11 protein-coding genes are annotated in these 12,902 nt (G+C 68.8%); 3 read left to right on the top strand and 8 right to left on the bottom strand.

The genetic code is table 11. The annotated features are described in order from the left end of the window. Positions 1-77: 77 nt before the first annotated feature. Entirely contained in the window at positions 78-2,693 is a 2,616-nt protein-coding gene (glgP, locus tag AC3ZJJ_RS12125; protein WP_489892073.1) for an alpha-glucan family phosphorylase, read from the top strand. Here the strand turns inward: glgP and glgX are convergent. The 6 genes from glgX to AC3ZJJ_RS12155 all read right to left on the bottom strand — a co-directional run bounded on the left by glgX (position 2,690) and on the right by AC3ZJJ_RS12155 (position 9,293). After that, a complete protein-coding gene (gene glgX, locus AC3ZJJ_RS12130; protein WP_489892074.1) occupies positions 2,690-4,792 on the bottom strand; it encodes a glycogen debranching protein GlgX in 2,103 nt (700 codons plus the stop codon). The genes glgP and glgX overlap by 4 nt on opposite strands. An 11-nt stretch (positions 4,793-4,803) precedes the next feature. Further along, positions 4,804-5,796: a 23S rRNA (guanosine(2251)-2'-O)-methyltransferase RlmB gene (gene rlmB, locus AC3ZJJ_RS12135; protein ID WP_489892075.1), complete on the bottom strand. Its 993-nt coding sequence runs from the start codon at positions 5,794-5,796 to the stop codon at positions 4,804-4,806. Between the two features lie 127 nt (positions 5,797-5,923). After that, on the bottom strand, positions 5,924-7,390 hold the full coding sequence (gene cysS / locus AC3ZJJ_RS12140; RefSeq protein WP_489892076.1) for a cysteine--tRNA ligase: 1,467 nt from the start codon (positions 7,388-7,390) through the stop codon (positions 5,924-5,926). Positions 7,391-7,424: 34 nt separating this feature from the next. Next, complete coding sequence (ispF, locus tag AC3ZJJ_RS12145) at positions 7,425-7,940, bottom strand: 2-C-methyl-D-erythritol 2,4-cyclodiphosphate synthase (protein ID WP_489892077.1); 516 nt, start codon at positions 7,938-7,940, stop codon at positions 7,425-7,427. Further along, positions 7,937-8,728 carry a 2-C-methyl-D-erythritol 4-phosphate cytidylyltransferase gene (gene ispD, locus AC3ZJJ_RS12150; RefSeq protein ID WP_489892078.1) on the bottom strand — a complete coding sequence of 264 codons (792 nt, stop codon included), beginning with the start codon at positions 8,726-8,728 and terminating at the stop codon, positions 7,937-7,939. The genes ispF and ispD overlap by 4 nt, the downstream gene beginning before the upstream one ends. Positions 8,729-8,810: 82 nt before the next feature. Then, a complete protein-coding gene (locus AC3ZJJ_RS12155; RefSeq protein ID WP_149956482.1) occupies positions 8,811-9,293 on the bottom strand; it encodes a CarD family transcriptional regulator in 483 nt (160 codons plus the stop codon). Positions 9,294-9,538: 245 nt separating this feature from the next. On the opposite strand from AC3ZJJ_RS12155, the gene AC3ZJJ_RS12160 reads away from it, so the two are divergent. Beyond that, positions 9,539-10,072 (top strand): hypothetical protein, encoded by a 534-nt coding sequence (locus AC3ZJJ_RS12160; protein WP_489892079.1) that lies wholly within the window; start codon positions 9,539-9,541, stop codon positions 10,070-10,072. A 90-nt stretch (positions 10,073-10,162) separates the two neighbouring features. Here the strand turns inward: AC3ZJJ_RS12160 and AC3ZJJ_RS12165 are convergent, their stop codons facing one another. After that, a complete protein-coding gene (locus AC3ZJJ_RS12165; protein WP_489892080.1) occupies positions 10,163-10,843 on the bottom strand; it encodes a winged helix-turn-helix domain-containing protein in 681 nt (226 codons plus the stop codon). Further along, on the bottom strand, positions 10,840-12,042 hold the full coding sequence (locus AC3ZJJ_RS12170; protein WP_489892081.1) for a sensor histidine kinase: 1,203 nt from the start codon (positions 12,040-12,042) through the stop codon (positions 10,840-10,842). The genes AC3ZJJ_RS12165 and AC3ZJJ_RS12170 overlap by 4 nt, the downstream gene beginning before the upstream one ends. Positions 12,043-12,221: 179 nt before the next feature. On the opposite strand from AC3ZJJ_RS12170, the gene phoU reads away from it, so the two are divergent. Further along, positions 12,222-12,881, top strand: a complete 660-nt coding sequence (gene phoU, locus AC3ZJJ_RS12175) for a phosphate signaling complex protein PhoU (RefSeq protein ID WP_489892082.1) — start codon at positions 12,222-12,224, stop codon at positions 12,879-12,881. Positions 12,882-12,902 lie beyond the last annotated feature (21 nt).

A 12,902-nucleotide genomic window follows, 5' to 3' on the forward strand; every position in this document is an offset into this window, starting at 1 on the left:
CCAAGGAAATCGGTGGTTGGTACATCGTTTACCGCGTGGAAACCCATCTGGCGGAGTTCTGCGCTACGGTTCAAAGGGTGAAGGCCATTCGACGTTTTACCGTCCGCACTGTCCTGCCGGAATCGATCGCCGGGCTCGGCACTCTCGCCGCCAACCTGCGCTGGTCGTGGCACGAACCCACGGCGCGGTTCTTCCGCGAGTTGGACCCCGAGGCGTGGACCGCGGTCCACGAGGACCCGGTGGCCCTGCTGGGCCAATTCGACCGGGCCAGGCTTGACGTCCTCGCGTCCGACGAGGCGGTCGTCGCGGGAGTCCAGCGCCTGGTCGCGGACCTGGACCAGTATCTGACGAGCCCCCGCTGGTATCAGGGCCTCGACGCGTCGGCGCCGCGCTCCATCGCCTACTTCTCCCCCGAATACGGCATCACGGCGGCGCTGCCCCAGTATTCCGGAGGCCTGGGCATCCTCGCCGGAGACCACTTGAAGACCGCGAGCGACCTCGGGGTGCCGATCGTCGGGGTCGGACTGCTGTACCAGGCCGGCTACTTCAAGCAGTCGCTCTCGCACGACGCCTGGCAGCAGGAGACCTACCCCCTGCTGGACCCACACGGGCTCCCCCTGTCGCTCCTGCGCGAGGAGGACGGCAGCCCAGCGACCGTCTCCCTGCCGCTGCCGGGCGACCGGCACCTGCGCGCGCAGATCTGGCGGGCCGACGTCGGCCGGGTTCCGCTGCTCCTGCTCGACGCGGACATCCCAAGCAACGACGACGCCGCCCGGACGGTCACCGACCGCCTTTACGGCGGCGGCGGCGACCACCGCCTCCAACAGGAGCTACTGCTGGGCATGGGAGGCGTGAAGGCGCTGCGCGCCTTCGAGCGCATCACGGGGGCCCCCGCACCGGAGGTCTTCCACACCAACGAGGGCCACGCCGGCTTCCTGGGCGTCGAGCGCATCCGTGAACTGATGGACGGCGGGCTGTCCTGGTCCGAGGCCCTCACGGCTGTCCGCTCCTCGACCGTCTTCACGACCCACACCCCGGTCCCGGCCGGCATCGACCGCTTCGAGGCGCTCCAGGTGGGCCACTTCCTCCGAGCCGGGCTGGCGCCGGGCGTGCCCGTGGACAGCATCCTGGGGCTGGGGGCGGAGAGTTTCCCCGGCGGCGATCCGGCGACCTTCAACATGGCGGTGATGGGCCTCAGGCTGGCGCAGCGCGCCAACGGCGTGGCCAAGCTGCACGGTAGCGTCTCGCGCGGCATGTTTTCCGGCCTCTGGTCGGGCTTCGACGTGAGCGAGGTGCCGATCGGCTCCGTGACCAACGGCGTGCATGTCCCCACCTGGGTGGATCCGCAGGTGACGGAGTTTGCCCGCGAGCGGTTCGGCGACGAGGCGGTCGAGGCCGGCGACTGGTCACGGGCCACCGATGTGCCCGACGAGGAATTGTGGGCCCTGCGGCGGAGGCTGCGCGTCCAGCTGATCGATGACGTGCGCGCCCGGCTCCGCTCGTCGTGGCGCAAGCGCGGCGCGTCGGAGAGCGACCTGGCGTGGACGGCGTCCGTGCTTGATCCGGACATTTTGACCATGGGATTCGCGCGCCGCGTGCCGACATACAAGCGCCTGACACTGATGCTGCGCGACCCCGACCGGCTCAAGGCGCTGCTGCTGCACCCGGAGCACCCTATCCAGATCGTCATCGCGGGCAAGTCCCACCCGGCGGACGAGGCCGGCAAGAAGATGATCCAGGACCTGGTCCGGTTCACCGACGACCCGGCTGTCCGGCACCGCATCGTGTTCCTCCCGAACTACGACATGCGCATGGCGCGGACGCTGTTCCCCGGCTGCGACGTCTGGCTGAACAACCCGCTGCGTCCGCTGGAGGCCTGCGGCACGTCCGGCATGAAGGCGGCGCTCAACGGAGGACTCAACCTCTCGGTCCTGGACGGCTGGTGGGACGAGATGTACGACGGCGACAACGGCTGGGCGATCCCGACCGCCCCGGCGGGCGTCTCGGTCGAGCAGCGCGACGACCTCGAGGCGGCCGCCCTGTACTCGCTGATCGAGAACAACGTGGCCCCGCGGTTCTACGGCGCTGAGGACTCCGGCGGCGCAGGCGCCGCCGGGCCGTCGCAGGTGGAGAACGACGGCGTTCCCCGCCAGTGGGTTCGCATGATCAAGCACACCCTGTCCGACTTGGGACCCAAGGTCGCGGCCACGCGGATGGTGCGGGACTACGTCAACCACCTGTACGTCCCGGCCTCGGCCTCGGGACGGGCGGCGGCGGACAACCGGTACACGGGTGCCCGCGCCCTGGCCGAGTACACGGGGCGGGTCCGGGCGGCGTGGCCCGGCATCGTCGTCGAGCACGTCGATTCGGTGGGGATCTCCGAGCAACCCCGCATCGGCGAGGCGTTCCGCGTCAACACCTACGTCCGCCTGGGCGGCTTGTCCCCCGCGGACGTCGCCGTGCAGGCCGTCCACGGACAGGTCCTGGAATCGGACGAGCTCGTCGGGACGACGGTCTCCGATCTGACGCCGGCGGAGGATCTGGGCAACGGACGCTTCCTGTTTGCGGGCGACCTGACGCTCGAGCGCCCCGGCGCGTTCGGCTACGGTGTGCGCGTGGTGCCGCGCCACGGCTCACTGACCTCGGATGCCGAACTTGGACTGGTGGCCAACGCGGGCGAGGGGCACGCCTAGGCGAAGGCGCGGTAAACCGTGACCGAATAGCCTTCGACGCGTTCGAGTTCCCCGGCCTTGAGCACGGCGCCCTGGCGGCGGCGGGCCTGGGGAGACGTGCTGTAGCGAAGCTGGAATGTGGCGGGCCCCGGTTCCTTGGCGGAGAAGTCCCGCAAGGATGCCTCCTCCGGCATGTGTATCTGCCGGGGCTCCAGCGAGCCGTTGAAGACAACAAGTCCGTCGAGGTGCCCGGCGGGGCTGCCCATGAGCAACTGCACCAGGCGCTGGTCGGGGTTGGACCAGGAATCCAGCGGCATGGGCTGCCCATGCTCGTCGAACCACAACAGGTAGGCGCTGTTCTCCCGCGAGGGATAGGTGTATGGCTGTCCGGCCATAAATTCCCGGCGGATGCGCGAGAGTGCCTTTGTGGTTGAGAGCATGGACCGCTGGTCCTCGGTCAGCGTCCAGTCGAGCCACGCCAACTCGTTGTCCTGGCAGTAGGCGTTGTTGTTGCCCTCTTGGGTCTTGCCGATCTCGTCGCCGGCGGTGATCATCGGGACGCCCAGGGACAGCATCAGGGTCGCCATCGCGTTCGACGCCGTCTGCAGGCGGGCGGCGGTGATCGCCTCGTCGCCCGTGGCACCCTCCACACCGTGGTTGAAGCTGCGGTTGTGGTTCTGCCCGTCGCGGTTTTCCTCGCCGTTGTCCTCGTTGTGCTTACGGTCGTAGCTGACCAGATCGCGCAGGGTGAAGCCGTCGTGGGCCGTGACGAAATTGACCGAGGCGAGGGGCCCGCGGCCCGACGGCGCGAACAGCTCGCGGGAGCCGGCCAGCACCCCGGCCAGGCGGGCCACCGAACTGGCCTGTTGGCCGGCCTCGAGGGAGGCGCGGTCCGCGATCCAGAAGTCCCTCACGGTGTCCCGGTAGCGGTCGTTCCAGTCCGCGAACCCGCGGGGGAAGCGCCCGGTCTGCCAGCCGCCCATGGACACGTCCCACGGCTCGGCGATCATCTTGACGCCGGTCAGCGCCTTGTCGGCCCCCACGGCCACGAAGAAGGGGTGTTGTGCCGTGAAGTGGTTGTTGACGTCGCGTCCCAGGGCGACGGCGAGGTCGAACCGGAATCCGTCGACGTGGTACTCCTCCACCCACAGCCGCAGCGAGTCCATGGCCATGCGCACCACAGCGGGCTCGTTGAAGTTGAGCGTGTTGCCGCAGCCCGTGGTGTCGAAGTAGTTGCCCTCGATGTCGTGCCGGTAGTAGTACTCGTCCCCGAGGCCCCGCCAGGACAGCGTCCGCTGGTCCTTGCCGCCCTCGGCGGTGTGGTTGAAGACGACGTCGAGGACCACCTCGATGCCGGCCGCGTGGAGCAGCTTGATCATGCCCTTGAGCTCGTCCTGGACGGCCTGGGGACCGGCCGCGCGGGCCTGGGCGGTGGCGTACTCGCCGTGCGGGGCGAAGAAGCCCAGCGTGTTGTAGCCCCAATAGTTCGGCAGCCCCAGCTCCTGCAGGTGCGGCTCGTCCACGTGGAAGTGGATGGGCAGCAACTCGACAGTGGTCACCCCGAGCGAGCGCAGGTGTTCGATCATCACAGGGTGGGCAAACCCGGCGTACGTGCCGCGCAGCGACTCGGGGATGCCCGGGTGCAGCATGGTCTGGCCCTTGACGTGGGCCTCGTAGACGACGGTGTCGCGCCACGGCACGTGTGGCCTGACATCTTGGCCCCAGTCGAATCCGCTGCCCACGTGGATTCCCCAGTACACGCCCTCCTCGTCCTCTTCAACGGCGCGGGCGTACGGGTCCACGAGCAGCTGCCCGTGGTCGGGAAGCTCGTCTCCGCGGGCCCAGAGGGCGTACTTGGCTCCCGGGCGCAACCCTTCGACGCGGCCGTGGTGGACGCCGTCGGTGAGGTCGAACAGCGGCGCGGAGACAAGGCGGCCCTCGGGGTTCGAGTACCAGATGTCGACGGACTCCAGGCCGGGCGCATAGACGGCGACGTTCACCACGTCCGGCTCATGACGCAGCCCGGGTGCCACCTCGGCGATGCCCAAAGGGAACGCGCGCGAAGAGTGCCCCTCGTCGCGGCGGAATCGCAGCGGGGCTTCCTCGATGGGCTGTGCCATGGTTCTCCGACCTAGGCGCCTCGGCGGCGCGAGACCTCGTAGAGCGTGATGCCGACGGCCATGGAGGCGTTCAGCGACTCCATGGCCGAATCGATGGGAATCGAAACGATCTGGTCGCAGGTTTCGCGGACCAGGCGGGAGAGGCCCTTGCCCTCGGAGCCGACCACGATGCACAGGGGTTCGGTCGCCAGTCCGAGCTCCGGCAACGACACGTCGCCGTCTCCGTCGAGCCCAACCACGTAGACGCCGAGTTCCTTCATGGCCTTGATGGTGCTGGTGAGGTTGGTGGCGCGGGCGACGGGCACGCGCACGGCCGCGCCGGCGCTGGTCTTCCAGGCCGAGGCGGTCAGGCCGACGGAGCGGCGCTCCGGGACGATCACGGCGTGACCGCTGAAGGCGGAGACGGACCGGATGATCGCACCGAGGTTGCGGGGGTCGGTGATGCCGTCGAGCGCAACGAACAGCGGCGCGTTTGAGATGTACCCCTTGGCCGCTTTCGTGACCGTATCCTCGACAAGCTCCAGCGCGTCCGGGTAGTCGTAGGGGGGAATCTGCAGCGCCAGCCCCTGGTGGATGGCGTCGTCCGTCATGCGGTCCAGCTCCGGTTTGCCGGTCTCCATCACGGGGATTCCGCGCTCGGCGGCGATCTTCAGCGACTCGCGGACGCGGTCGTCAACGTCGATGCGGATGGCCACGTACAACACCTTGGCCGGAATTCCGGCGCGCAGCGACTCGATGACCGAGTTTCGGCCGGTGACCATTTCCTCGGCCGGCTTGCCGCCCTTGCCCTGACGTCCGCCCGGGCGCCCAGTGGGCCGCGCGCCGGCCTTTGCCGCCGCCCGCTCCCCGAGCTGCTTGCTGCGGTAGGCCTTGTGGTAGGTCCGGTCCTCCGCCTTAGGGGTGGGCCCCTTGCCTTCCAGGGACTTGCGGCCGTGGCCGCCGGTTCCGACGGTGGGGCCCTTCTTGGTCTTGCGGACGGCGCCGGGACGCTTGGGTGTTGCCATGGGGAGAATTCCTTGGGATAAGTTTTCGGGGCGGATCGCGCGGTGGCTGCGATGCCTACCGGGAACCTATTTTACAGCCCCGCGGCGCCGGCTGGCGTGATGGTGCCGCAAGACACCTTGCCGGCGCCTAGCCGAGCGACCAGCGGGCGCCATCTGCGGAGTCCTCGACAACGATGCCCGCAGCCGCGAGGGTGTCCCGGATTTCGTCCGCGCGGGCCCAATCCTTGGACGCCCTGGCGGCGGCTCGGGCGTCGAGCTGCGCCCGCACGAGGACCTCGAGGGCGTTCCGGTCGGCGCCACCGGCGGCGGCCGCGGGATCGACCGCGTCGTCGAGCCCCAGCGTGTGGGTCATGGCCATGACCTGTTGGAGCGCCACGTCGGCGGCGTCCAGGTCCCCGTCGGCCAGCGCGGTGTTGCCTCGGCGGACGGCCTCGTGGAGCGCGCCGAGCGCCTGCGGCACATTGAGGTCGTCGTCCATGGCCGCGGCGAACTCCGCCGTGACTTCGAAGTGGTCCATGACCAGGCCGAAGTCTCCGCCCTCGCCCACGCCGTGGACGCGGCGCAGCGCGTTGGAGACGAACGTGTCGATGCGCGCGACGGCGGCGCCCGCCTCCTCGAGGGAGCTCGGCCGGTAGTCCAGCTGCGATCGGTAGTGCGCCTGGCCGAGGAAGTAGCGCACCACGCGCGGCCCGGCGACGGCCAGCATCTCCTCGGGCGAGACGGTGTTGCCGATGGACTTCGACATCTTCTCGCCCTCGTAGGTGACCATGCCGTTGTGCATCCAGAAGTTCGCGAACGCGTGGCCCGCGGCGGCCGACTGCGCCAGTTCGTTCTCGTGGTGCGGGAAGCGGAGATCGAGGCCGCCACCGTGGATGTCGAACCCTGTGCCGAGGTACTTCGTGACCATCGCGGAGCACTCGAGGTGCCAGCCGGGCCGGCCGCGCCCCCATGGGCTGGGCCACGACGCCGATTCCGGTTCCCCGGCCTTGTGCCCCTTCCACAGTGCGAAGTCCCGGGGGTCGCGCTTTCCCCGCGGGTCGGCGTCGGCAGCGGCTTGCATGTCATCAACGTTCTGCCTCGTCAGCGCGCCGTATTCCGGGAACGAACGCACGTCGAAGTACACGTCGCCGGAGTCGTCGGTGGCCGGGTAGGCGTGGCCGGCGTCGATCAGCCGCTGGACAAGTTCGTGCATCTCCGTGATGTGGCCCGTCGCCCGCGGTTCGTAGGTGGGCTTGCGGACGCCAAGCGTTTCGTAGGCGCGGGCGAACTCCTGCTCGAACCTGTAGGCGAGCGCGAACCACTCTTCCTCCGCCACGTAGTCGCCGTCTGCCTCGAAACCCACCGCGAAGGAGGCGGCGGACTTCTCCAGGATCTTGTCGTCGATGTCCGTCACGTTGCGCACCACGTCGACCCGGTGGCCGCGGTGCTCCAGCCAGCGGACCAGGATGTCGAAGGCGATGGCCGAGCGGATGTGTCCCACGTGCGGCATGCCTTGGACCGTGGCGCCGCAGTAGTACAGGCCCACCCTTCCCGGGACCAGCGGAACGAACTCGCGCACCTGCGCCTGTTTGGTGTCGTAAAAACGGATGCTCACCGGTCAAGGTTATCCGTTAGCGCGCGCCGTCCGCTCAGGCGAGCCGATAGACGAGGGCGGTCGCGTAGGCGGTGATGCCCCGGCGCTCTCCCTCATACCCCAGGCCGTCCGACGTTGTGGCCGTGACCGTCACCGGGGCGCCCGCGGCGGCCGTCAGCGCGGCGTCCGCCTCTGCGCGCCGCGGCCCGAATATGGGCCGGTTTCCGACGAACTGAACGGCGACATTGCCGATCCCGAAGCCGGCCTCCCGAACCAGGCGCGCCGTCTCCCGCAACAGGCGTGTGCCGGAGGCACCGGCGAATTCGGGCCGGCCCGTCCCGAAGTGTGTCCCCAAGTCCCCGATTCCGGCGGCCGAGAACAGCGCGTCGCATGCCGCGTGCGCGACCGCGTCGCCATCCGAGTGGCCGGACAGTCCGCGCTCCCCCGGCCAGTGAAGTCCGGCGAGCCAAAGTTCGCGCGCCTCGCCCGCGCCGGCCTCGGCGAAGGCGTGGACGTCGATTCCGATCCCCGTGCGGGGAATGGCGACGCCGTTCGGCTCGGAAGGGCTCATGCGGGATCCTCGTATCCGTTGGCGACCATGGCCTCCGCCAGAAGGAGGTCGAGTGGCGTGGTGATCTTGAATGCTTCCGCCGCACCGGGAACAACGAAAACGTCGGTCCCCCGCAACTCCATCAGCAGGGCATCGTCCGTGACCGCGGCGGAACGCTGGGCGTCCCAGCCGGCCGCTTCCTCGTGAGCGGCCAGCAGCGGCGCGAGCCGGAAGCCCTGCGGCGTCTGGACGGCCCGAAGCACGGAACGGTCCGGGGTGGAGCGAACGCTTTCGGGTGCGATGTCCGTCCGAGCGGAGGGGACGACAGCCTTGACCGTGTCCACCACCGGAAGCGCCGGAACCACCGCGTCGGCCCCCGCCCGCAGAGCCGCGAGCACCCCGTGGAACACGGCGGTCGGCGCAAGGCACCTGGCGGCGTCGTGCACCAGGACGACGTCGGTTCCCGCGCCGACGGCCCGCAGGCCCGCGCGGACCGACCCGTTGCGCGTGTCGCCGCCGGCCACGACCACGACTCCCCGCGACGCATAGCCGGCACAGACCTGAGCGAGCTCCGTGTCTCCCGGCGGCAGCACCACCACAACGCGCTCCGCCACCGCGGATTCCAGGACACCGTCGAGGGCGTGGGCCAGCAGCGGACGCCCGCCCAGCGGCACCAGCGCCTTGGGGATTCCGTGGCCCAGCCGCGTCCCCGCTCCGGCGGCGACGACCACCACCGCCGCCCGCGGAACGGGGGGCGGAGGGGATTGACTCGGCTCGGCGGGCCGGAGAAGCGCGTGGGTGTCGGACACGCCACCAGCCTACTGCCGGCGGGGCATGGAAAGGGCCCGCCCACCGTGCGGTGGACGGGCCCGAATTCCAGAGTCGTGCGGCCTAGGAGGCCAGCACCTCGTCGAGTACGCTTTCGGCCTTTTCCTCGTCGAGCTTCTTGGCCAGGGCCAGCTCGCTGATCAGGATCTGGCGCGCCTTGGACAGCATGCGCTTCTCGCCGGCGGAGAGGCCGCGGTCGTGGTCGCGGCGCCACAGGTCGCGGACAACCTCGGCGACCTTGATCACGTCGCCGGATGCCAGCTTTTCCAGGTTTGCCTTGTAGCGGCGGGACCAGTTGGTCGGCTCCTCCGTGAACTCGGCGCGGAGCACATCGAACACGTGCTCCAGACCCTCCTGGCCCACGACGTCGCGGACGCCCACCAGATCTACATTTTCCGCCGGAACCTCAATAGTCAGATCGCCCTGCGCGACCTTGAGCTTGAGATACATCTTCTCTTCGCCCTTGATGGTGCGCATCTTGATCTCTTCGATCATCGCCGCACCGTGGTGAGGGTAAACAACTGTTTCGCCAACCTCAAAAACCATGTGGATAATCCCCTTTCCCGACCACAAGTTTATCACGAAAGTGGCGGAAACATCGGCGAGTTGCTGGCCTAGCGGGGGGTGGGGGGAGCATAATCCGGCTTCACAGGCCGTTTGGGGCGTCACGGGCATCGGCCGAGGCCTACATTCGGCGTGAAACCGATTAGGCTGAAGGTGAAAACTGCCGCGCGCGGGTCCTCCCGCCGACGGCAGCCCACCAGACTCGAACGTAATGAGGAGTTTGTGCCGTGATCACCGCACAGAAAATCCGCGGGCGCCGCGCCGTTGCGGCCGCCGCCCTGGCCGTCATCGCCCTCGGGGCCACAGGTTGCGGCGCCATCAACGAACAGGCCACAACGATGCAGTACGTGGCGTCCGACGGCTTCTCCGTCGACGTCGCGGGCGTCAAGGGACGCAACATCATGCTGGTGACCAACGGGGCCAATGAAGAGGCCCGCGTCATCGGCAGCCTGATCAACGACACCGACGCCCCGAAGACGGTCACGCTGACCGTCGCCGAGAACACCGTCTCCATCGACGTGCCGGCTGACAGCACGAAGAAGCTGGAGGACGACGCGAACAAGACGATCCTCCCCGGCTCCGGCGCAGAGCCCGGCGCTCACGCGGACGTCAAGTTCGCGGTTGGAGGCGCCTCCTCGCAGCAGTCGATCCCCGTGGTCAACGGCGCTCTGGAGGAGTACCGCCCGTACCTGCCCGGCGGCTACGACGAGGCCACGGTCGAGCACCTGGTCCCGGAGGCTCCCGCGGAGGAAGGCCACTAGGCCACCCGAAGACAAAAGAAGGGCGGGCCCCGCAACCAACAGGTTGCGGGGCCCGCCCCATTTAAGCCCCTTGCGACCGCGGCGCTGCGCCTACGCCTCGAACTTGTAGCCCAGGCCCCTCACGGTCACAAGATGGACCGGGTTCGACGGATCGGGCTCGATCTTCGAGCGCAGGCGCTTGACGTGGACGTCGAGCGTCTTGGTGTCCCCGACGTAGTCAGAGCCCCACACGCGGTCGATGAGCTGGCCGCGCGTGAGGACGCGGCCGGAGTTGCGCAGCAGCATCTCCAGCAGCTCGAACTCCTTGAGCGGCAGCGAAACGGATTCCCCGCCGACACTGACGACGTGGCGCTCGACGTCCATGCGGACCGGGCCGGCCTGCACGGTCGCGGCGGCCAGGTCGTCCGGTTCGCCCTGCCGGCGCAGCACGGCGCGGACCCTGGCCAGCAGCTCGCGCGACGAGTACGGCTTGGTCACGTAGTCGTCGGCGCCAAGCTCCAGCCCGACCACCTTGTCGATCTCCGAGTCCTTGGCGGTGAGCATGATGACGGGGACGCTTGAGCGCTGCCGCAGTTGCCGGCAGACTTCCGTGCCGGGTTGCCCGGGGAGCATCAGGTCCAGCAGCACCAGGTCGGCGCCGGCGCGGTCGAACTCGACGATGGCGTCCAGGCCGTTGTCCACCACCTGCACCTCGAAACCCTCCTTCTCGAGAAGGTAGGACAACGGGTCGCTCAACGACTCCTCGTCCTCAACCACCAGAATGCGGGTCAAATCCTGCCTCCTTGTTGCGGGGCACGCTGTGTGCCCTCGATCTGCGCCCCGGCGGACGGTTCATCCGGCTCGGTGCCCTCCTCAAACATCGGCAGGCGGACGGTGAACGTGGAGCCCTGTCCGGGCTGCGACCACACCGTCACCTCCCCGCCGTGGTTGGAAATCACGTGCTTGACGATGCTCAGCCCCAGGCCCGTCCCTCCGGTCTGGCGCGACCGGGCCGCGTCCACGCGGTAGAAGCGCTCGAAGATGCGGTCCTGCTCGTCCCGCGGGATCCCCGGGCCCTGATCGGTCACGGAAACCTGCACCAGCCCGTCGCGGGACCTCACGCCGACCCCCACCGTGGTTCCCTCCGGCGAATACCTGATGGCGTTGTCGATGAGGTTGCGGAACGCGATCATCAGCAGGTCCGGATCGCCGTAGACGAGGTTGTCTGAGCGGCCACCCAGGGAGATCTTGATGTCCTTCGCCTCGGCGGGAAGCTTGTTGCGGTCCACGGCCTCGGCGATGACGGTGTTGACGTCCACGGGGCGTCCCTGCAGAAGGACGTCCGCGCCCTGCAGCCGCGAGAGTTCGATGATGTCCTGCACCAGGGCGCCCAACCTCCCCGCCTCCTTGTGGAGGCGGTTCGCGAACCGCCGGATGGCCACCTCGTCGCCGGCCGCGCCGTCGATGGCCTCGGCCAGCAGGGAGATGGCTCCGACGGGAGTCTTCAGCTCGTGGGAGACGTTCGCGACGAAGTCGTTGCGGATCGCCTCCGTTCGGGTGATTTCGGTGCGGTCGTCGGCCAGCAACAGGATGTACTCGTCGCCCAGCGGCGCCACCCGGACGTGGACCACGATGGTGCCCTGGCCCAGCGGTCCGCGGGGAAGTTCGAGCTGCCGCTCCTCGATCACCCCGTCGGAGCGAACGGTGCGCGCGAGCGCCAGCAACTCCTTGTGGACCATGGTGTGGCCGCGGACCAGGCCGAAGGCGTAGGCCGCCGGATTCGCGCGGACCACGCCGTCGACGTCGTCCACCACAACAAACGCGCGTCCGATGACGGAAAGGATCTCCGCGGCGCCGTCCGGCAGCGTGGGTTCCCCGACGTCGGTCAGGACGATCCGCCGCCGCTGGCTGGCCCGGTAGGCGAGGATGCCGGCGACGCCGAGGGCCAGGCCCACCAGGCCAGACACAACAACAATCCACGCTTCATTCACCCGTCCAGCGTAGCGGCAGCGATTCCCGGCAAACCCCATATGTCCGGCGGTGACGGCCGGTTCACGCAACGTTCATCTGGCCGGGCCCGCCGGTTCATCTAGTAGTGTCACTGTAAGCGTTGAACAGGACCGTGCCGCCCCCGGGCGGCGCGTCAGGACAGCAATGAAAGGAAGCGTCAGTGCGCAAGGTTTTCCAGGCTGAGCTCCAGTCGATCGGCGAGGAACTCACCCACATGTCCGAGCTCGTGGCACAGGCCATGGAGCGGGCGTTCGAGTCCTTCGAGAACGTCGACACGGAGGTCGCCCAGGAGGTCATCGCCGGCGACGCCAAGATCGACTTCCTCCAGAACCAGTTGGACGAGCGGGCCATCGACGTGCTTGCCCTCCAGGGGCCGGTCGCCTCGGACCTGCGCATGATCGTCGGCTCGCTGCGGATGAGCGCCTCACTGGAGCGCATGGGCGACCTGGCCCGGCACATCGCCCAGCTGGCCCGCCTCCGCTACCCCCAGAACGTCGTTCCGGCAAGCATCGCCCCGATCTTCCGCGAGATGGCCGACCTCGACGTGCAGATCGCACGCAAGCTCGGAGACCTGCTGACCACACGCGACCTGACCATCGCGAAGGAAATCATCGCCCTGAACTCGCGGATCGACGAGCTTCACGTCAGCGTTTTCAAGGCCGTCGCGGACCCCGCCTGGGCCGAGTCCGCGCCGACGACGGCGGACGTGACGCTGACCAGCCGCTACCTGGAGCGCTACGGCGACCACGGCGTCTCCGTGGCGCGCAAGGTGACCTACCTGGTGACCGGCGAATGGGACCCGGCCACCGGCGAGCTGTAGGCCGCCCCAACCGGGCGGCAA

The sequence above is a fragment of the Arthrobacter sp. AOP29-A2-19 genome, from assembly GCF_058138025.1.

Coding starts and splice junctions, on each gene's coding strand:
- glgX (WP_489892074.1), bottom strand. CDS start 4,792: ATGGCACAGCCCATCGAGGAAGCCCCGCTGCGATTCCGCCGCGACGAG.
- rlmB (WP_489892075.1), bottom strand. CDS start 5,796: ATGGCAACACCCAAGCGTCCCGGCGCCGTCCGCAAGACCAAGAAGGGC.
- ispF (WP_489892077.1), bottom strand. CDS start 7,940: ATGAGCCCTTCCGAGCCGAACGGCGTCGCCATTCCCCGCACGGGGATC.
- AC3ZJJ_RS12155 (WP_149956482.1), bottom strand. CDS start 9,293: ATGGTTTTTGAGGTTGGCGAAACAGTTGTTTACCCTCACCACGGTGCG.